Annotated in this window: 21 protein-coding genes; 11 read left to right on the forward strand and 10 right to left on the reverse strand. The window is 70.8% G+C overall.

Annotation, left to right across the window (positions count from 1 at the left end; all coding sequences use genetic code 11):
* Positions 1-17: 17 nt before the first annotated feature.
* The gene (npdG, locus tag OHT76_RS12660; protein ID WP_328870895.1) at positions 18-725 is read right to left on the reverse strand and encodes an NADPH-dependent F420 reductase; all 708 of its coding nucleotides are present in this window, start codon (positions 723-725) and stop codon (positions 18-20) included.
* 37 nt (positions 726-762) lie between these two features.
* The gene (locus tag OHT76_RS12665; RefSeq protein ID WP_328876516.1) at positions 763-1,854 is read right to left on the reverse strand and encodes a sialidase family protein; all 1,092 of its coding nucleotides are present in this window, start codon (positions 1,852-1,854) and stop codon (positions 763-765) included.
* Positions 1,855-1,934: 80 nt separating this feature from the next.
* Between OHT76_RS12665 and OHT76_RS12670 the strand changes: the two genes are divergently transcribed.
* On the forward strand, positions 1,935-2,570 hold the full coding sequence (locus tag OHT76_RS12670) for a hypothetical protein (protein ID WP_328870896.1): 636 nt from the start codon (positions 1,935-1,937) through the stop codon (positions 2,568-2,570).
* A 57-nt stretch (positions 2,571-2,627) separates the two neighbouring features.
* Positions 2,628-3,902 (forward strand): MFS transporter, encoded by a 1,275-nt coding sequence (locus OHT76_RS12675; RefSeq protein ID WP_328870897.1) that lies wholly within the window; start codon positions 2,628-2,630, stop codon positions 3,900-3,902.
* Here OHT76_RS12675 and OHT76_RS12680 read toward each other — a convergent pair whose 3' ends face one another.
* Positions 3,903-4,130: a hypothetical protein gene (locus OHT76_RS12680; protein ID WP_328870898.1), complete on the reverse strand. Its 228-nt coding sequence runs from the start codon at positions 4,128-4,130 to the stop codon at positions 3,903-3,905. It abuts the gene before it with no gap.
* 58 nt (positions 4,131-4,188) lie between these two features.
* On the opposite strand from OHT76_RS12680, the gene map reads away from it, so the two are divergent.
* Positions 4,189-5,046 carry a type I methionyl aminopeptidase gene (map, locus tag OHT76_RS12685; protein WP_328870899.1) on the forward strand — a complete coding sequence of 286 codons (858 nt, stop codon included), beginning with the start codon at positions 4,189-4,191 and terminating at the stop codon, positions 5,044-5,046.
* A gap of 114 nt (positions 5,047-5,160) precedes the next feature.
* The gene (locus OHT76_RS12690; protein WP_328870900.1) at positions 5,161-5,808 is read left to right on the forward strand and encodes a biliverdin-producing heme oxygenase; all 648 of its coding nucleotides are present in this window, start codon (positions 5,161-5,163) and stop codon (positions 5,806-5,808) included.
* Between the two features lie 4 nt (positions 5,809-5,812).
* Here the strand turns inward: OHT76_RS12690 and OHT76_RS12695 are convergent, their stop codons facing one another.
* Together OHT76_RS12695 and OHT76_RS12700 are read right to left on the reverse strand one after the other, a co-directional pair.
* Positions 5,813-6,457: a PhzF family phenazine biosynthesis protein gene (locus tag OHT76_RS12695; protein WP_328870901.1), complete on the reverse strand. Its 645-nt coding sequence runs from the start codon at positions 6,455-6,457 to the stop codon at positions 5,813-5,815.
* Entirely contained in the window at positions 6,450-7,337 is an 888-nt protein-coding gene (locus OHT76_RS12700; protein ID WP_328870902.1) for a hypothetical protein, read from the reverse strand. The genes OHT76_RS12695 and OHT76_RS12700 overlap by 8 nt, the downstream gene beginning before the upstream one ends.
* Positions 7,338-7,561: 224 nt before the next feature.
* Between OHT76_RS12700 and OHT76_RS12705 the strand changes: the two genes are divergently transcribed.
* From OHT76_RS12705 to OHT76_RS12730, 6 genes are all read left to right on the forward strand, one after another.
* Positions 7,562-8,638, forward strand: a complete 1,077-nt coding sequence (locus tag OHT76_RS12705; protein WP_443049782.1) for a FecCD family ABC transporter permease — start codon at positions 7,562-7,564, stop codon at positions 8,636-8,638.
* A gap of 213 nt (positions 8,639-8,851) precedes the next feature.
* The gene (locus OHT76_RS12710) at positions 8,852-9,673 is read left to right on the forward strand and encodes a heme ABC transporter ATP-binding protein (protein WP_328870903.1); all 822 of its coding nucleotides are present in this window, start codon (positions 8,852-8,854) and stop codon (positions 9,671-9,673) included.
* A gap of 101 nt (positions 9,674-9,774) precedes the next feature.
* Positions 9,775-10,908 (forward strand): iron uptake system protein EfeO, encoded by a 1,134-nt coding sequence (gene efeO, locus OHT76_RS12715; RefSeq protein WP_328870904.1) that lies wholly within the window; start codon positions 9,775-9,777, stop codon positions 10,906-10,908.
* A 6-nt stretch (positions 10,909-10,914) separates the two neighbouring features.
* Entirely contained in the window at positions 10,915-12,138 is a 1,224-nt protein-coding gene (gene efeB / locus OHT76_RS12720; protein WP_328870905.1) for an iron uptake transporter deferrochelatase/peroxidase subunit, read from the forward strand.
* Between the two features lie 4 nt (positions 12,139-12,142).
* Positions 12,143-13,015 carry an iron uptake transporter permease EfeU gene (gene efeU / locus OHT76_RS12725; RefSeq protein WP_328870906.1) on the forward strand — a complete coding sequence of 291 codons (873 nt, stop codon included), beginning with the start codon at positions 12,143-12,145 and terminating at the stop codon, positions 13,013-13,015.
* Positions 12,975-13,970, forward strand: a complete 996-nt coding sequence (locus tag OHT76_RS12730; protein WP_328870907.1) for a hypothetical protein — start codon at positions 12,975-12,977, stop codon at positions 13,968-13,970. The genes efeU and OHT76_RS12730 overlap by 41 nt, the downstream gene beginning before the upstream one ends.
* Before the next feature lie 10 nt (positions 13,971-13,980).
* Here OHT76_RS12730 and OHT76_RS12735 read toward each other — a convergent pair whose 3' ends face one another.
* Both OHT76_RS12735 and OHT76_RS12740 read right to left on the reverse strand, forming a co-directional pair.
* Positions 13,981-14,712: a bifunctional DNA primase/polymerase gene (locus OHT76_RS12735; protein ID WP_328870908.1), complete on the reverse strand. Its 732-nt coding sequence runs from the start codon at positions 14,710-14,712 to the stop codon at positions 13,981-13,983.
* 198 nt (positions 14,713-14,910) lie between these two features.
* Positions 14,911-15,525, reverse strand: coding sequence for a TetR/AcrR family transcriptional regulator (locus OHT76_RS12740; protein WP_328870909.1), 615 nt, complete (start codon positions 15,523-15,525; stop codon positions 14,911-14,913).
* Between the two features lie 117 nt (positions 15,526-15,642).
* Between OHT76_RS12740 and OHT76_RS12745 the strand changes: the two genes are divergently transcribed.
* The gene (locus tag OHT76_RS12745; RefSeq protein ID WP_328870910.1) at positions 15,643-15,834 is read left to right on the forward strand and encodes a DUF6243 family protein; all 192 of its coding nucleotides are present in this window, start codon (positions 15,643-15,645) and stop codon (positions 15,832-15,834) included.
* Here OHT76_RS12745 and OHT76_RS12750 read toward each other — a convergent pair.
* The 3 genes from OHT76_RS12750 to OHT76_RS12760 form a co-directional block, all read right to left on the reverse strand.
* On the reverse strand, positions 15,831-16,820 hold the full coding sequence (locus tag OHT76_RS12750; protein WP_328870911.1) for a small ribosomal subunit Rsm22 family protein: 990 nt from the start codon (positions 16,818-16,820) through the stop codon (positions 15,831-15,833). The two genes, OHT76_RS12745 and OHT76_RS12750, sit on opposite strands and share 4 nt — an antisense overlap.
* Before the next feature lie 177 nt (positions 16,821-16,997).
* Positions 16,998-18,173, reverse strand: coding sequence for a serine hydrolase domain-containing protein (locus OHT76_RS12755; protein WP_328870912.1), 1,176 nt, complete (start codon positions 18,171-18,173; stop codon positions 16,998-17,000).
* Positions 18,125-19,429 carry a multidrug effflux MFS transporter gene (locus OHT76_RS12760; protein WP_328870913.1) on the reverse strand — a complete coding sequence of 435 codons (1,305 nt, stop codon included), beginning with the start codon at positions 19,427-19,429 and terminating at the stop codon, positions 18,125-18,127. The genes OHT76_RS12755 and OHT76_RS12760 overlap by 49 nt, the downstream gene beginning before the upstream one ends.
* Positions 19,430-19,493 lie beyond the last annotated feature (64 nt).

Genomic DNA, 19,493 nt, shown 5'->3' on the forward strand with positions numbered 1-19,493 from the left:
CAGTGTCCCCCATCCCCTCATACGTCCGTGATGCGGAGTCCCGCGTGTGCCTTGTAGCGCCGGTTGACGGAGATCAGGTTCGCGACCAGGGACTCGACCTGGTGGGCGTTGCGCAGCCGCCCGGCGAAGATGCCGCGCATGCCGGGGATACGGCCGGCCAGCGCCTGCACGATCTCGACATCGGCGCGGACCTCGCCGAGGACCATGACGTCGGTGTCGATCTCGTCGATCTCCGGGTCCTCGAGCAGCACCGCCGACAGATGGTGGAAGGCGGCCGTGACCCGCGAGTCCGGCAGCAGCGCCGCCGCCTGCTGCGCCGCACTGCCCTCCTCCGGCTTCAGCGCGTAGGCGCCCTGCTTGTCGAAGCCGAGCGGGTTGACGCAGTCGACGACCAGCTTCCCGGCGAGCTCCTCGCGCAGCGACTCCAGCGTCTTGCCGTGGCCCTCCCACGGCACGGCGACGATCACGATGTCGCTGCGGCGGGCGCACTCGGCGTTGTCGGCGCCCTCGACACCGTGGCCGAGTTCCTCGGCGGCGGTCTGTGCGCGGTCCGCCGCACGGGAGCCGATGATCACCTTCTGGCCGGCCTTGGCGAGCCGGTAGGCCAGGCCCTTGCCCTGCGGCCCGGTCCCGCCGAGCACGCCGACGACAAGCCCGGAGACATCGGGAAGGTCCCAGGGATCCTTGGCGGGGGCCTTCTGTGCAGCACTGTCGGTAGAGGTCATGGCCCGACTTTACGTCCGTGTCGGCGGCCCCCTTCGATCAGGTGAGCCGCGTCACGGGCACGCGCCGGAAGACGATGCGCTCGTAGGCGCCGAAGTCGCCCGTCTCGTAGAGGAGTCCGACGGTGTCGGCGTCGATGCGGACGAGGTCGGAGTAGGCGGCGGGGAGGCCGTCGACGGTGACGCGGGGGTGCCAGGTGGTGCCGGAGTCGGTGGAGACGCGGATCGTCATCAGGGCGCGGCCGCCGGGGAAGGCGGGGCCGGAGAAGAGCAGCAGGTCGGGGTCGCGCAGCTGCAGGACGCTGGCCTCGCAGACGGGGCCGTCGAGGCCGGCCTGGGGGCGGAAGGGGTGGTGGAGGGTGCGGCCGCCGTCCTTGGAGTGGGCGTCGGCGCGGTTGCCGGGCGACGGGGAGTCGTTGCGGGTGTTGAAGTAGACGCAGCCGTCGGGGAGTTCGGCGGCGGTGGTCTCGTTGACGTTGACGTAGCCGTTGGGGTTCTGGTCGATGTAGCCGATGGACCAGGTGGCGCCGCGGTCGTCGCTGAGCAGGCAGTGGCCGCTGTTGTACTGCGCCTCGGTGCCGGTGTCCGTGCCGGTGGGCGGCAGGCTGTGGTTGGCGGGGACGACGACCCGGCCGGTGCTCAGCTGGAGGGCGTGGCCGGGGGTGGTGGCGTACCAGCGCCAGCCGGGCCTCTTCACCGACTTGGTGATGTCCCTGGGGCTGGTCCAGGTGACGCCGTCGTCGTCGCTGTGCTGTACCCAGACCCGGCGGCCGTCGGCGTCGGAGACCCTTCCGCGCCGGATGGCGTCCTCGGAGGCAGAGGCGGCGGAGCGGATGTGGACGAGCAGGATGCGGCCGGTGTCAAGGACGACCGGGGCGGGGTTGCCGGAGAGGTGAACTCCGTTGCTGGCGGCGACCTTCAGCGGGCCCCAGGTGCGGCCGCCGTCCGTCGAGCGCTTCAGCACGATGTCGATATGGCCCCAGTCGCGGGCGGACTCCTTGCGGCCCTCGCAGAAGGCGAGAAGCGTGCCGGCCCGGGTGACCACGACGGCCGGGATCCGGAAACTGGCGTAGCCCTCACGCCCCGCGCGGAAGGGGACGGAGGCGGGCAGGGAGGCGGCGGATGCTGGCATGTCGTACTGCTTGCCCAGGTTGGGCGAATTCATGGCGAACTGCCGGTCACGAGTGGCCCGGTGCGGCAGGATGCGGGCCCATGGACGCCGTACGGGTCGCGCTGCTGCGCGAAGTGCTCTCCGGAACCGAGTGGTTGGGGGCCACCCGGAGGTTCGCGGGTGTGCTGCGGGGCTCGGTGGTCTCGCACGGCGGCGGGCTGCTGCTCGTCGGCACCTCGGACTACGAGCCGTGGCATCTCGCGGCCCACCTGGTCGACGAGGCCGCGTGGTCGGGCACACCCGAGCTGACCCCGACCCTCGTACGACATGCCGCGCGCGCCTCGGATCCGGCACATCTGTCGGTCGGGCTCGGGCGACTGGCGGCGGCGCGACGGGGGGAGACGCTGCTGGTGGTGTCACCGCATGCGGCGGACGCCGGGCCGGCTGTGGCGCCGCAGGAGCCGGACGCCGAGCTGCTGGAGCGGGTGCACGACGCGCGGCGGGCCGGGGCGACGGTGCTGGCGCTGGGGCCTGGCGAGGGCGACCTGGTGGCGATGGCGCACGAGTCGCTGGCGGTCCCCGAGGGCACGGACCTGGACCTGGACACGGTGCAGCACCTGGTGAGCGCGGCGGCCGGAGAGAACTCCGTCCCCTCTCCCCGGGCCCGCAGACGTTTCCGCGACCGCCTGTCGGCACTGGCGGACCAGTTGACGGCACCGCCACCGGCACGTTGGTGACTGGCGCTCCAAAAAGCAGTTGCCCCGCTCTCCCACCCCTCCCGACCATGACCTCTCGTGACCTCCTTCCTGCCCGATCTCGCGCCCTGGCGTGCCTCCGTCGACTTTCGGCGGCTGTGGCTGTCGGGGCTCATCTCCGGCTTCGGCAGCTTTCTGACGTTCGTGGCGCTGCCCGTGCAGATCAAGGAATTGACCGGCTCCGCGGCGGCCGTCGGGGCGATCGGGGCCGTGGAGCTGGTTCCGCTGATCGTCTTCGGGCTGTACGGCGGTGCGCTCGCGGACGCGCTCGACAAGCGCGGGCTGATCATCTGGACCGAGGCGGGCCAGGGACTGCTGAGCGCGCTGCTGCTGGTGAACGCGCTGCTGCCGGAGCCCGCCGTATGGCCGCTGTATGTGGTGGCCGCCCTGTCCTCGGCGCTGGTCTCCGTGCAGCGCCCCGCGCTCGACTCGCTGTGGCCGCGGATCGTGGCCCATGAGCACTTGCCGGCCGCGGCGTCCCTGAACGCGCTGCGCTGGACGCTCGGCGGGGTCGCGGGCCCGGCGGTGGCGGGGGTGGTGGTCGCGTACGCGGGCCTCGGCTGGGCCTACGCGGCCGATCTGCTGACCTTCGTCGTCTCGGTCGTACTGATCATCCCGCTCGCCTCCTCCCCCGCCGCGCACGAGGCGGCGAAACCGTCGCTGAAGGCCATCGCCGAGGGCGCCCGGTACGCCTGGAGCCGCAAGGAACTCCTCGGCACCTACGCCGTCGACCTCGCCGCGATGTTCCTGGCGATGCCGCTGGCTCTGCTGCCGTTCCTGGCGGACGAGCTGGACGCGGAGTGGTCGCTGGGCCTGATGTACGCGGCGGTGCCGTTCGGGTCGCTGCTGGTGAGCGTGAGCAGCGGCTGGACCGGGCGGATCCATCGGCACGGGCGGATGGTGGTGCTGGCGGCGGCGCTGTGGGGGGTGGCCATCGCGGCCACCGGCGTCGTGGGCAACGTATGGCTGGTGCTGCTGTTCCTGACCGTGGCGGGCGGCTGCGACATGGTCAGCGGGATCTTCCGCGGGGTGATGTGGAACCAGACGATCCCGGACGAGCTGCGCGGCCGGCTCGCCGGGATCGAGCTGCTGTCGTACTCGGTCGGGCCGACCCTCGGCCAGGTCAGGTCCGGCGGTTTCGCCGCGTGGTGGGGCGTGCGGGCGTCGGTGTGGTCGGGCGGGCTGCTGTGCGTCGGCGCGGTGGGGCTGCTGGCGCTGTGCCTGCCGAGGCTGATGACGTACGACGCCCGGACGAGCGAGCACGCGAAGAGCGTGCGCGAGCAGCGGGCCGCGGCCCAGGCGGTCGAGGCCTGATCAGTCCTCCTCGGCACCCTTGGGGGCGTCATGCCACTTGGGGTCGTTCTCCCACTGGAGGTTGCGCTCGCGGGCGGTCTCCATCGCGTGCTCGGCCTCCGCGCGGGAGGCGTACGGACCGAAGCGGTCCTTGCCGGGGCACTCCGGACCCTCCTCGACCTTCTTGTGCTCCAGGCAGTAGTACCACTCGCCCGGCTTGCCGACGGTGCGCTTCTTGAACAACGCCATGACCTGCTCCTCTCGCCACGGACATGTTCCCCCACGGCGGCTCGTTAGACTCGCTTGCATGTCTGGCCAGTCGCTGCTCGTACCAGGGGAGCTCTCTCCCACCCGTTCCGTACCCGGAAACATCCGTCGTCCCGAGTACGTCGGCAAGCCCGCGCCGACGCCGTACTCGGGCCCGGAGGTGCAGACTCCGGAGACCGTCGAGGCGATGCGCGTCGCCGGCCGTATCGCCGCACGGGCGATGGCCGAGGCGGCGAAGCTGATCGCGCCCGGGGTCACGACCGACGAACTGGACAAGGTGGCGCACGACTACATGTGCGACCACGGCGCCTACCCGTCGACGCTCGGCTACCGGGGCTTCCCGAAGTCCCTGTGCTCCTCGCTCAACGAGGTGATCTGCCACGGCATTCCGGACTCCACGGTGCTGCGCGACGGCGACATCATCAACCTCGATGTGACGGCGTACATCGGCGGGGTGCACGGCGACAACAACGCGACGTACCTGGTCGGGGAGGTCGACGAGGAGAGCCGGCTGCTGGTCGAGCGCACTCGTGAGTCCCTCAACCGCGCGATCAAGGCGGTCAAGCCGGGCCGTCAGATCAATGTCATCGGCCGCGTCATCGAGTCGTACGCCAAGCGCTTCGGCTACGGCGTGGTCCGCGACTTCACGGGCCACGGCATCAACTCGTCCTTCCACTCCGGGCTGATCATCCCGCACTACGACAGCCCGCACGCGACGACGGTCATCCAGCCCGGGATGACCTTCACGATCGAGCCGATGCTGACGCTGGGCACGCACGAGTACGACATGTGGGACGACGGCTGGACGGTCGTGACGAAGGACCGGAAGCGGACGGCGCAGTTCGAGCACACGCTGGTGGTGACGGAGACGGGGGCGGAGATCCTGACGCTGCCGTAGCACCACCGAGACCCGTCACCCTGCTGGGGGCGGGTCTTTTCTTGTACGCTTTTACCGACAGAGCGTCGGCAAACCTATTGACTTAGGTAAGCCTTACCTTAGAGGATGATCTGTATGGACTCCTTCTCGACAGTCATCCGCACCGCCTCGCATGAGCAGCACGTGGAGGCGGAGACCTCGACGTTCATGAGCGATCTGCTCGGAGGCCGCCTCGGCGTCGACGCGTACGCGCGCTACACCGAGCAGCTGTGGTTCGTCTACGAGGCACTGGAGGGCGGGGCCGAGCGGCTGGCGTCGGATCCGGTCGCGGGGCCGTTCATCCAGCCGGAGCTGTTCCGGCTGCCCGCGCTGGAGAAGGATCTGGCGCATCTGCGGGGACCGGAGTGGCGGGCGGGGGTGTCGGCGCTTCCGGCGACGCGGGCGTACGCGGACCGGGTCCGCGAGTGCGCGCAGCAGTGGCCGGGCGGCTACATCGCCCACCACTACACCCGTTACCTCGGCGACCTCTCCGGCGGCCAGATCATCCGCGACAAGGCGGAGAAGACCTGGGGCTTCGAGAAGAAGGGTGACGGCGTCCGCTTCTACGTCTTCGAGGAGATCACCAACCCGGCCGCCTTCAAGCGCGGCTACCGCGAACTGCTGGACGCGGTACGGGCGGACGACCTGGAGAAGCAGCGGATCGTGACGGAGTGCAAGAGGGCGTTCGCCTTGAACACGGCGGTGTTCCGGGCACTGGGCGAGGAGTTCCGTCTCTCCGCTTGACCGGTCAGCGTTCCAGGTAGACCCGGCCTCCGAGTTCCACCCAGCCCCCCGGTTGCGGAGCCGTCAGCATCTGGGAGCCCGCGCCCTGGGTGATGTTCAGGGCGCGGCCCAGCTGTTCCGTCAGAAGCAGGGCCGCCGCGCCCGTCGCCTCGTCCTCGTCGATGCCGTCGCCACGGCCGGGGAAGCCGCGGGCGCGGATCCGGCCCGCCGCTTCGTCCTCCCAGGCCCACGCGTAGATCCACTCCCCCTCAGCGGGCACCGGCAGCGCGTCGACCTCGGCCGCGGACCCGTACTGGCGGAGCGTCCGCGCCGGAGCCCACTCCGCGCGCGCCTCGATCCAGCAGAACTCCCCGTCCTGCCGGGCCCCGACCACTCCGGCAGGCGTCACCAGTTCCGGCACGTCCAACAACCAGGCCGCGCCCACGCAGGGGTACCCGGCGAACGGCAGCCGCACGCTGGGCGTGTAGATGTCGACGACCCCCCGCTCGGGGTCGTCCACGAACACCGTCTCGCTGAACCCGAGCTTCGCCGCGAACGCCTGCCGGTCGCTCCGCTCGGGCAGCACGGATCCCTCACGGACAACGCCCAGTTCATTGCCGTAGCCGCCGTTCGGCGCACAGAAGACGCGCAGCACGTCGTAGTCAGTCACGGGGGCATTGAAACATCACCCGGGCGGCGAGGTCGTCCCAGGTCGCGGGGGTGCCGGGAAGGCTCCAGAAGCGGGTGGGGCCCACGCCGTACGGCAGCGAGGCGATCGTGTCGGCGTACGCCCTTTCCACGGCGGCCCGTTGGCGTTCGGTGTCCGGGGCATCGGGGTGCGCCGCGAGCCCTCGCATGCGGTGCTCGTGCGCCTGGGTCACCTCCTCGGCGGCCCGCCGCCACTGCCCTGCGGTGGGCACCTGGCTCAGCTCCAGGCATTCCGGGGTCCGGCCCTCCGCGAGAGCCGCCACCGCCCTGTCGTGACCGTCGAGGATCACCCAGCCGTCGAGAAACGTCACCCACCACAGAAGGACGGGCGCGAGGGTGCCGTCACGGGCGTGCTTGCGGTACGCCTTCACACGGGCGGCGTCCGGAGCCGAGAGCATCCGCAGCGGGAGAACACCGTGCCAGCCGCCCCCGCAGTACAGCTCAAGCCGACCGGTCGGCCACTCTCGTACGAAGTCCTCGGTCCAGACGCTCGGTTCGAAGAAGCCGCGCCGGGCCAGCTCCCAGCGACCGTCCCACAAGGGCGTCCCGTCGGCCTCCTCCAGCCAACGGGCGTACTGGTGCGGCCAGTTGATGGACGACCGCATGGCCGACGAGCGCAGCGGCGGCAGCGGCGAGCGGTAGCCGGCGAGGCCGTGCAGATACAGCTCCGGGCAGCATCCCTCGCCCACCGACCGGCCCAGCAGCACAGGCCGGCCCTCCTGCCGCAGCATCATCCGGCCGCCGCTCGCCGTCTCGAAACGCAACTCCGGCGGGCCGGGGCGGCCCTGTACCTGCAGTACCAGCCGCCCCGGCCCGAGCAGTTCCCTGTGCCCCCTGTTCATGGGCACCAGTCTTACGCCTCCGTGCGCCGCCTGCGCATCGCGAGGACGGCGAGACGCAGCGCGGCTAGTAGGTGAGGCAAGGCTAACCTAAACTACAACGCGACCCGATCGGCAGGTCAGGACGTGAACACAGCTGGTTCAACAGGGAAGAAGCGCACGCCGGACGGGCGCGGAGAGGAAGGGCCGACCGTGCGACGCGAGCAGCTCTACAAGGACGGTGCCGCGTGACGGTGTTGGAGAAGGCGGTGCCTACGGATGCGCCGACGCGCAGTCCCCGAAGTGCCGCGGGGCTGCTGACCGTGGGTCTTGTGGTGGCCCTCGTCGTCCTGGTGCCGGTCGCGGCCGGGATCGGGGCCTATCCGGTGCCGGTCGGTGATGTCCTGGCGTCCGTGCAGCACCGGATCGGGCTGGGCGGTGCGGAGTTGGACCGGGTCGCGGAGTCGGTGCTCTGGAACGTCCGATTCCCGCGCATCGTCCTCGCCCTGCTCATCGGCGCCTCACTGGGCTGCGCCGGCGCGCTGATGCAGGGGGTGTTCGGCAACCCGCTGGCCGAACCGGGGGTCATCGGGATCTCCTCGGGTGCGGCGGTGGGAGCGGTCGCCTCGATCGCGCTCGGCCTCAACTTCCTCGGTACGTGGACGGTTTCGGTGGCGGCGTTCGTGGCGGGCCTCGCGACGGTGCTGCTGGTGTACGTCATGTCCCGGTCCGGGGGGCGTACGGAGGTCGTGACGCTGATCCTCACGGGCATCGCGGTGAACGCGTTCGCGGGTGCGGTGATCGGTCTCTTCCTGTTCTTCGCGGACGCGGCGGCGATTCAGCAGATCACGTTCTGGCAGCTGGGGTCGTTGTCCCAGGCGACCTGGCCGAAGGTGCTGGCTGTACTCCCCTGCGCCGCACTGGGGTTGGCCGTGGCCCCGCTGTACTCCCGCCGCCTGGACCTGCTGTCGCTGGGCGAACGTCCGGCTCGCCACCTCGGTGTGGACGTGGAGCGTCTCCGGATCACCTTGGTGTTCGTGATCGCCTTGCTGACGGCTGCGGCAGTGAGCGTGTCCGGGATCATCAGCTTCGTGGGCTTGGTCGTTCCGCACCTTCTACGGATGGTGGCGGGGTCGGGGCATCGCTTCCTGGTTCCGGCGAGTGCGCTGTTGGGGGCGGTGGTGTTGTTGGCCGCGGACCTGGCTGCCCGCACGATGGCTGCGCCGGCGGAGCTGCCACTGGGTGTTCTTACGGCTCTGCTGGGGAGTCCGTTCTTCTTCTGGCTGCTGCGAAGGACTCGGCGGCGGCAAGGAGGGTGGGCGTAAGGGTCGTACGCCGTCTGCGGGTCGGTGGGGGCCGGTCGCGCAGTTCCCCGCGCCCCTTAACGGCGTTGCCGCCGCCCCCAGTTCCACCGCACCGCCAACCTCCCGCTCGCACAACCCGCCGGCCCTTCTCTTCCGCCGCAACGGCGCTCAACCACCATGGCGCCCCTCGGCGGTGCCGGACCCTCCTCAGCCCGCCACTCAAGGACCCCGCCCATGAGACTCCTTCGCCCCCGGCTCACTCCCCCGCCTCCCGCCACTCCCGGTGACACCCTCGCCGAGGCGGCGAACCTTCACGTCCGTCTCGGTGTTCGCGATGTCCTCCACGGAGTGGACGTCACCGTCCGCGCCGGTGAAGTGCTCGCTCTCGTCGGGCCCAACGGTGCCGGGAAGTCCACCCTTCTCGGGGCCCTCGCCGCCGACATTGCCGCCGCCGAGGGAGTCGTACGGATTCATGGCCGCCCCGCCACGGAGTGGTCCGCCCCCGAACTCGCCCTGCGCCGCGCGGTTCTGCCGCAGTCCGCGACGCTCAGTTTTCCCTTCTCCGTCGAGGAGGTCGTGCGGATGGGGCGGGCCCCCTGGGCCGCCCTCGGAATGGAGGACGACGACGCCGCCGTGGCCGAGGCGATGAAGCTGACCGAGGTGGCCGGATTTGCGCCCCGCCCGTTCTCCGCGCTCAGCGGCGGAGAGCGTGCCCGCGTCGCACTCGCCCGGGTCCTCGCCCAACGCGCCCCACTGCTCCTCCTCGACGAGCCCACCGCCGCCTTGGACCTCAGGCATCAGGAGCTGGTGCTGCGGCTGTGCCGGGAGCGGGCGGAGGCCGGGGACGCCGTCGTCGTCGTACTGCATGACCTCGGCCTCGCCGCCGCCTACGCGCACCGCGTCGCGATACTGCGCGCCGGCCGGGTCGCCGCCGACGGCCCGCCCGCGGAGGTCTTGTCCGAGCAACTCCTCAGCGAGGTCTACGACCAGCCCGTCGAGGTCCTCTCCCACCCGCGCACGGGCGCAATCCTGGTCAATCCACGCCGGAATCTTTGACTTTCCTTTGATTTCCCCGTGGGGAGAGCCGCGGGTGCCTTAGGCCAGCCTCACCTTAGGTGAGACGCACCGTGCACACTTTTCGGCCACCAGGAGCACCCATGCGCCCCGTCAGACTCTCCGCCGTCGCCGCCATAGCGGCTGCTCTGACCGCCGTAACGGGGTGCACGGAAAAGGGAGACGGCGGCGACGGGGTCGTCAATGTCACCGCCACGGACGACAAGTGCGAGGTCTCCACCAAGGAGTTCCCGGCCGGGCACGTCGAGCTCGCCATCGAGAACAAGGGATCCAAGGTCACCGAGGTCTACATCCTCTTCCCCGACGACCGGGTGGTGACCGAGCGCGAGAACATCGGCCCCGGCACCAAGCAGCGCGTCACCGCCGAGGTGAAGGCCGGTGACTACCAGATCGCCTGCAAGCCCGGCATGAAGGGCGACGGTATCCGGCAGAACGTGAAGGCCACCGGCGACGGTGCCGCCGCCAAGCGCGACCCGCGTCTCGACAAGGCCGTCGCCGCCTACCGCCAGTACGCCCAGCAGCAGGCCGACGAGACCCTGCCCCTCGCCGAGACCTTCGCCAAGGCCGTCAAGGACGGCGACATCGAGGCGGCGAAGAAGGCGTACGCGCCTTCCCGTATCGGCTGGGAACGCACCGAACCGGTCGCCGAGTCCTTCGGTGACATCGACCCGAAGGTCGACGTCCGCGAGGACGGCCTGGAGGACGGGCAGAAGTGGACCGGCTGGCACCGGCTCGAGAAGTCCCTCTGGCAGGACAAGAAGATCACCGCCGAGGACAAGACGCTCGCCGACCAGCTCATCACGGACCTGAAGGACTGGCAGAACCGCGTCGGCAAGGCCGAGATCACCCCGACCTCCATGGCCAACGGCGCCAAGGAGCTCCTCGACGAGGTCGCCACCGGCAAGGTCACCGGCGAGGAGGAGCGCTACTCGCACACCGACCTCGTCGACTTCAAGGCCAACGTCGAGGGCGCCGAGAAGTCCTACGCGCTGCTGAAGACGGTCGCCAAGGAGAACGACCCGGCCCTGACGACCGAGCTGGACAAGCAGTTCGCGGCTCTCGACACGCTGCTGGACAAGTACCGCGAGGACACCACGTCGTACGACTTCACCTCCTACGACAAGGTCGGCGACGCCGACCGCAAGGAGCTGTCGGACGCGGTCAATGCCCTCGCGGAGCCGCTCTCCAAGCTCGCCGCCGCCGTCGTAGTGAAGTAGGCCGCCATGTCCTCGGAATCCCCCTCCCGCCGTGCCCTCATCGGCTGGGGCGGCGCCGGGCTCGCGCTCGGTGCCGCCGCGGCCGGCGGTGCCGTCGCCGTGGCCCGCACCGGTGACGACGCCGCCCCGACGACCGCCATCCCCTTCCACGGCGCCCATCAGGCCGGTATCGCCACGCCCGTGCAGGACCGGCTGCACTTCGCCTCGTTCGACGTGAAGACCGAGGACCGCGCCGCGTTCGTCCAGATGCTCAAGGACTGGACGGCCGCCGCGCGCCGGATGACCACCGGGCACCCGGTCGGCGAGGGCGGGTTCGGCGGGCTGCCCGAGGCGCCCCCGGACGACACCGGTGAGGCGCTCGGCCTCCAGCCCTCCCGGCTGACGCTGACGATCGGCTTCGGGCCTTCCCTGTTCGAGAAGTTCGGGCTCGCCGATGCCCGCCCCGAGGCCCTCGTCGAGCTGCCGAAGTTCGCCGGGGACAACCTCGACAAGAACCGCAGCGGCGGCGATCTGTGCATCCAGGCCTGTGCCGACGACCCGCAGGTCGCCGTGCACGCCATCCGCAACCTCGCCCGCATCGGCTTCGGCAAGGTCGTCATCCGCTGGTCCCAGCTCGGCTTCGGGAAGACCTCGTCCACCACTCCCGAGGCGCAGACCCCGCGCAACCTCATGGGGTTCAAGGACGGCACCCGCAACATCGCGGGCACGGAGACGGACCGGCTCAAGAAGTTCGTGTGGGTGTCCGAGAAGGAGGGGCCCGACTGGATGGTGAGCGGCTCCTACCTCGTGGCCCGCCGCATCCGCATGCACATCGAGACCTGGGACCGCACCTCGCTCCAGGAGCAGGAGGACATCATCGGCCGCGACAAGGGCGAGGGCGCCCCGGTCGGCAAGGCCAAGGAACGCGACGAGCCGTTCCTGAAGGCGATGCTCCCGACCGCGCACGTCCGGCTCGCGCACCCCGACTCCAACGACGGGGCGACGATCCTGCGCCGCGGCTACTCCTTCACCGACGGCACGGACGGCCTGGGCCGCCTGGACGCGGGCCTGTTCTTCCTGGCGTACCAGAAGGACGTGCGGACGGGCTTCGTGCCCGTCCAGCGCAACCTCGCCACCGACACGCTCAACGAGTACATCCAGCACGTGGGTTCGGCGGTCTACGCGGTCCCGCCCGGCGTCCGCGACAAGGACGACTGGTGGGGCCGGACGCTGTTCACAGGGGAGGCGTAGGACCGTGTTCGCGAACTATCTGATCGGCCTGCGCGAGGGGTTGGAGGCGAGCCTGGTCGTCTGCATCCTCGTCGCCTACCTGGTGAAGACGGACCGCAGGGACGCGCTCAGGCCCGTCTGGATCGGCATCGGGGTCGCGGTCGCGCTCTCTCTGGGCTTCGGCTGCGCCCTCGAATTCGGCTCCCAGGAGCTGACGTTCGAGGCGCAGGAGGCGCTCGGCGGCTCGCTGTCCCTCATCGCCGTAGGCCTGGTGACATGGATGGTGTTCTGGATGCGGCGCACCGCCCGGCATCTGAAGGCCGAGCTGCACGGCAAGCTGGACGCGGCCCTCCAGATCGGCACAGCCGCACTCGTCGCCACGGCGTTCCTGGCGGTGGGCCGGGAGGGTCTGGAGACGGCGCTGTTCGTGTGGACGTCGGTGCGCGCGGCCGGCGAGGGCTCCTCGGACCCGGTGACCGGCGCGGCCCTGGGCCTGGCCACCGCCGTCCTCATGGGCTGGCTGTTCTACCGCGGCGCCCTGAGGATCAACCTGGCGAAGTTCTTCACCTGGACCGGCGGCATGCTGGTCGTCGTCGCGGCCGGTGTGCTGGCGTACGGCTTCCATGACTTGCAGGAGGCCGACTGGCTGCCGGGGCTGACGAACAAGGCCTTCGACATCACCGGGACGATCCCGCCGGACAGCTGGTACGGCACTCTGCTGAAGGGTGTGTTCAACTTCCAGCCGGATCCGACCGTCCTCCAGGTCACGGTGTGGCTGCTGTACCTGATCCCGACGCTCGCGCTGTTCCTCGCCCCGGTAGGGTTCGCCTCCGGGAAAGGGAAGGTGACGGAACCCGATGAGCACGGATCGCGGCCCTCGAAGGCTCCGCAGGCTTGACCGGAGGGTGCTGATTGCGGCCTCCGTGACCGCTTTGTCGTTGACGGCGAGCGGATGCGTCGTGGTGCACGGGGAACGGGAGTTGATCCCCGCCGCCACCCGGGCCGAGGCCGCTAAGGCGCTGAAGGACTTCACCGCCGCGTACAACGCGGCCGACAAGGCGTACGACAGTTCCCTGGACGCCGACCATGTCACCGGCGCACTCGGCGACATCGACGAGGCGCGGCTGAAGGCGGGCCGCGCCAACAACCCCGACGGCAACACCGGGCACTCCCCTCTGGAGTTCACCGACGCCGAGTTCACGATCCCCAAGAAGCCGGGCTGGCCGCGCTGGTTCCTGGCCGACGCCCAGGGCAACCGCGGCGGTGACTCGCGCTGGCTGCTGGTGTTCACCCGGGACGGTCTCGAAGACCCGTGGGAGGCCGCGTATCTGACGCTCGTGGCGCCGGACGATCTGCCGGAGTTCAAGAAGGACAAGGACGGCTGGGCCGAGGCGGTGGACGCGAACTCCGCCGAACTGGCCATAGCCCCGGGCGACTTGAGCAAGGACTACACGGCCTTCCTGAAGAACGGCGGGGAGACCTTCGCGGACGGCAGCCACACCTCCGGCTGGCTGGAGAAGCGCGCGAAGAACGCGGAGCGGCCGGGCCTGGTCACGCAGTACATCGACGAGCCGCTGACCGAGGGCGACTACGCGCCGCTGGCGCTGCGCACGGCGGACGGCGGGGCGCTGGTGTTCTTCACCACGCACCACTTCCAGAAGCAGACGGCCGCGCCGGGTACCGCGGTGCCCACCCCCAACAAGGATGTGCAGGCCCTGACGACGGGCGAGATCAAGCAGTCGCTGACGATGGAGTTCGTCTCGAACGAGGTGGCGCTGGACCCGGCGAACGGCGGGGGCGACGTATCGATACTGGGCCGGATCGAGGGCCTGACGGGCGCGAAGGGCGAGTAGGCCCCTCGGGTCAGCGGCGCGAGGGCCAGGCGGCGTGCGGGTGGTCGGAGTCCTGGCCTGCGTGGCGGGCACAGGAGTCGGTGAGGACCTCCAGCAGACTGAGCGGATCCGGGAGGGGATGCTCGGGCCCGCGTACCCAGCGGACGCCGTGGTCGTCGCCGGTGAGCCGGGCGGGCGGCACGAGGACGTACGAACCGCGGCAGTGCCACCGTAGACCCGGATGCTCGTCCATCGTCTCGGGGTGGCAGTCCAGCTCGCAGGGCCACCACTCGTCCTCGTCCTCGGGGGTGCCGCGGGTGAGGGTGAAGAAGAGCAGACGGCCGGCGTCGCTCTCGGCGACGGGGCCGACCTCGATGTCGGCGTCGAGGAGCCGGGCGAGGGCCTCGCGGCCGGCTTCCAGGGGGACGTCCAGGACGTCGTGGACCATGCCGGTGGAGGTGATGAAGTTGGCCTGCGGCTGGTGGCGGGCCCAGCGCTCGATCTGCCCGCGGTCGGTGGTGGACTGCGTCTGCCAGGCGAACGACACGGGGTGCTGGGCGGGGGTCGGACAGCCGACGCGGTCACAGGAACAGCGGTAGCCGGGTGCCGGGTGCGCGGCGGGCGCGAGTGGCAGTCCTGCCGAGGCGGCGGCGAGCAGCAGAGCCTCACGACCGCCGTCGCCGACGGTCTGCTGGGGGCGGCGGCCGCGCAGCCACCGGGAGAATTTGCCCTGCAGGCCTCGGTCGCCGAACTCCGCGCTCATCTATCCCCTCGCCTCGCTGTCGTGCGGAACAGCATGCCTTATGGTCCCACCATCGTGCGCTCCGGGGGGCCGTAGCCGACAACAGGGGTAGGTGGGGCGAGGCCCGGGATCGAGTGCCATTACACGCTTTGCCGTGATTTACGCCCCTACGGTGTCGCCATGGTCACATGGCTCGTGTGACGGACGCACCGGGGCGGCTCAGCGGGGGGCCAGGCCGTGGAGGGCGTAGTCGACGAGGGTGTCGGTGTACTCGTAGGAGATGGGCCCAGAGTACTGGAGCCAGCGCTGGGCGAGGGGTGAGACGAACAGTTCGAGCGCGATGCGCGGGTCGATGTCCGGGCGCACCTGCCCGACGTCCTGGGCGGAGCGCAGGCGCTCGACGTAGAGCTGGAGCGAGGGTTCGAGGAGCTTGGCCACGAACTGCCGCCCGAGCTGTTCATTGACGACGCCCTCGGCGGCTAGGGCGCGGGAGGGCACCTCGAAGCGGGGGTCCTTGAGCTCGTCGACGGTGGCGCGCAGTACGGCCTTGAGGTCGGCGGCGAAATCTCCGGTGTCGGGGAGGGCGTACGGCTCCTGCCCGACCTCCCGGTTGACCTGCTCGCCCAGATCGAGGAAGGCCTCCATGAGCACCTCGGCCTTGGAGGACCACCACCGGTAGATCGTCTGCTTGCCGACACCGGCACGGGCGGCGATGCCCTCGATGGTGGTCTTGGGGTATCCGACCTCGACGACGAGGGCGAGGGCGGCGTCGTAGATGGCGCGGCGGGACTTCTCACTGCGGCGAGTGGAGTCGGGGGCGAGGTTCTTGGCCATGGGTCGAATTTATCAGGTTGACAAGACGGAGCGTCTCGCCCGAGGGTGGAGGAGTCGATGGGCGAGACGATACGTATCGTTACCTCGACTTCGACCTGCTGACGAAAGGAGTCCGCGATGGCGCGAGGCGGAAACATGCTCGGAGTCGGCGGCACCCGCAGAAACCTGGGCCGGGACGCACTGCGCGGCGGCGCCCGTGGCGGCCGGACGGGCGGTGCCATGGACCCCCAGGCCCAGAAGCGGGAACTGCTGCGGAAGCTTCAGGAGAAGCGGGGTGAAGGGGGCGAAGGAGGCAAAGGCGATAACTAATGGTCGGCCGGGGGCCAGGCGTCGCCCCAGTCCGCGTCGCGGGCCGCCTTGTACAGGTCGCCGTGGCGCTTGGTGACCGTGGTCCGGGTGAGGGCCGGGTCCGTCTCGCACAGGTCGAGGAGGACCTGGCCCTTGCGGATCTGCGGCTTGCGGACGATCCGGGAGGGGGCCGGGGTGACGGGGAAGCGGGCCGCGGCGACGTAGGCGAACTTCTCGTCCTCGTAGGGGAGGGAGCCGCCCTTGACCTGGCGGTGGAGCGAGGAGCGGCTGACCCTTGCCGAGAAGTGGCACCAGTCGGCGCCCGGGGTGATGGGGCAGGCGGCGCTGTGGGGGCAGGGGGCGGCGACGTGGAAACCGGCCGCGATCAGACGGTCGCGGGCCTCGATGACGCGGGCGTAGCCGTCGGGGGTGCCGGGTTCGACGATGACGACGGCTTGGGCGGCGGAGGCGGCGGTGTCGACGAGGGTGGTGCGGTCTTTCTCCGCGAGTTCGTTGAGGACGTAGGAGATGGTGACGAGATCGGTGCTCTCGAGGGAGAGCGCTGCTCCGATACGAGAGCGCTGCCAGCGGACGTCGTGCAGGGCCGGGTTGGCGGCGGCGATCTCTCGGCCGAGGGCGAGGGCGGGCTCGGCCCAGTCGAGGACGGTGACGCTCCGCTCGCCGGGCCAGGTGGCGCTGACGGCCCAGGTGGCGGCGCCGGTCCCGCCGCCGACGTCGGTGTGACTCGCCGGTACCCACTCGGGGGCGGCCTCCGCGAACTCCTCCAGCGCCGAGTGGACTGCCTCGAAGGTGGCGGGCATGCGGTAGGCGGCGTATGCGGCCACGTCCGCTCGGTCGCGGAGGATGGGGGCGTGGGTGGGGGTGGCCCCGCGGTAGTTGGCGATCAGCCGCTCTACGGCGGCGGCGGCCTGCCGGGGCGGGAGTCCGTCGAGGAGGCCGGCGAGACTGCGCCGCAGGGTGTCGGCCGGGGATACGGGGTCGTTCACCCGCCAATCCTAATCTCGCCCCCGCCGCCCCTACCCGTCCCATCCTCCAGGGGCTGGCGCCCCTTCGACCCCGCCAAGGGGGCTCTGCCCCCTGGACCCCCGCTCCTCAAACGCCGGAGGGGCTGGATTTGGCCCGTCGGCGTTTGAAGACGAGGCCCCTTCAGCGCCGACCCCCCGTCACCGCTCCCGTACCGCCCGAGCCACCCGCGACCCCGCCGCTGCCCGAGGCCGGCTGTCCGCCCCCCGCCTCCGCGGATGCACCGTGTTCGCCAGCAGCACCAGAAACGTGTCCGTCGCCCGGTCCAGCACCAGCATCGTCCCCGTGAACCCGGTGTGCCCCGCCGCCCCCCGCCCCGCCAACTCCCCCATGAACCACTCCTGGTCCAGAGCGAAGCCAAGACCCGGCGGCGTCAGCAGCAGCTCCACGAAATCCGGGCCCAGGATGCGCGCCGGACCGTACGAGCCCCCCGCCAACAACGCCCGGCAGAACACCGCCAGGTCCCGCGCCGTAGAGAACAGCCCCGCATGCCCCGCCACCCCACCGAGCGCCCACGCGTTCTCGTCATGCACCACCCCCCGCAACATCCCCCGCTCCGCCTTCGCCCACGGCCGCCGCTGATCCTCCGTCGCCGCCGCACCGGGGTAGGGGCCGAACCGCGTCGCCGTCATGCCGAGCGGGCGCGTGATGCCGTCGTGGATCAGGACGTCGAGGCCACGCCCGGTGATCCGCTCCAGCACGTGTTGCAGCAGCAGCGGGTTCAGATCCGAGTAGCAGTACGTCCCCGGCACCCCCACCGGCACCTCCGCCCGCAACCGCGCCAACCTCGCCACGTCGTCCGCGCAGTCGTACAGCGGAAGCTCGGGCCGCAGCCCGGAGGTGTGCGTCAGCAGCTGCCGTACCGTCACCCCGTACCGCGCCGCCCCACGGAAGTCCGGCAGATACGCCCCCACCTCCGCGTCGATGCCCAACGTCCCCCGCTCGATCTGCTGCACCGCGGCCACGGCAGTGAACAGCTTCGTGAGCGAGGCGAGATCGAAGGCCGTCGAGACGGTCATCGGGACGCGCGCCGCCGGCGGGAGCTCCACTCCCCTGTCCGTCTCCGGGTTGTACGAGGCATAACGGACCGCCCAGCCCGCCGCCTCCTCCACGGCCACACAGGGGCCACGTCCGGCGATCACCACCGCGCCCGCCGCCCAGGGCCGCTCGCCCGTGGTGAGGTCCTGGACCTCGCCGACCAGACGAGCGAGCTCCTCGGGGTCGAGGCCCGCCCGCTCCGGTGTGTCGCCGCGCAGTCTCGGTGCGCTCAGCTCCCCGCTCCCTCCACGCTCGCACGCCTGTTCCAGGGACGGCACATTCCCATGAAGCAGGCCAACGCCACCAGTGAGGCGGCCAGTTGGACGACGGCCATCGGGACGGCGGTGTCCTCCCCGGCGACACCCACCAGCGGGGAGACCACCGCGCCGATCAAGAACGACGACGTACCGAGCAGCGCGGACGCCGAACCCGCCGACTGCTTGGTCCGCAGCAGCGCGAGGGTCTGGGTGTTGGGCAGCGTCACACCCATGGCCGACATCAGCACGAACAGCGCCGCGGCCATCGGCGCCAGGCCCACCTCCCCGAACACCCCCGTCGACATCAACAGCAGCGCGCTCGCCGCCAGCACCACCACACCGAGCCCGACCGCCAGCACCGCGTCCAGGCTCACCCGGCCCACCAGCACCTTGCCGTTGATCTGGCCGACCACGACCAACCCGATCGAGTTCAGGCCGAAGAGCAGGCTGAAGGTCTGCGGGGAGGCACCGTAGATCTCCTGGATCACGAACGGCGACGCCGAGATGTACGCGAACAGCGCCGCGAAGGAGAAACCGCCCGTCAGCACGTAGCCCGCGAAGCCCCGGTCCGCCAGCAGTCCCCGCATCGAGCGGAGGGCCTCGCCCACGCCTCCCTCATGACGGTCGGCCGGCGCCAGCGTCTCCGGGAGCCGCGCCCACACGAGCCCCGCGAGCAGCGCCCCGACCACCGTCAGTACGACGAACACGCCCCGCCAGTCCGTCACCCGCAGGATCTGCCCGCCGATCAGCGGCGCGATGATCGGCGCGACCCCGGAGATCAGCATGAGCGTGGAGAAGAAGCGGGCCATCGCCACGCCGTCGTAGAGGTCGCGTACGACCGCCCGCGCGATCACGATCCCGGCGGCGCCCGCGAGACCCTGCGCCAGCCGGAAGGCGACCAGGAGCTCGACCGTGGGGGCGAGGGCACACAGGGCGGTGGCGAGGACATAGACCGCGAGGCCGATGAGCAGCGGGCGCCGGCGGCCCCACCTGTCGCTCATCGGGCCGACCACCAGCTGTCCGAGCGCCATGCCGGCCAGGCAGGCGGTGAGGGTGAGCTGGACGGTGGCGGCGGGGGCGTGCAGGGCCTCGGTGACCTGCGGGAGGGCGGGGAGGTACATGTCCATCGCCAGCGGGGGCGTGGCGGTCAGGCCGCCGAGGACGAAGGTGACCAGCAGTCCGGTGCGCCGCATGGCGCGGGCGGCCGGTTCCGTCTTCGGTACGGCCGCCTGCGCTTCGTTCGGTATGGATGCCCTGGACGCCCCGCTCTCGGGCATGTGCCCTCCCTCTCCTCGCGATCCGGCCCCTATGCTCTCAGCTCGAACACAGTGCCGAGGGTCA

The sequence above is a fragment of the Streptomyces sp. NBC_00287 genome, assembly GCF_036173105.1.
GTDB lineage: Bacteria > Actinomycetota > Actinomycetes > Streptomycetales > Streptomycetaceae > Streptomyces.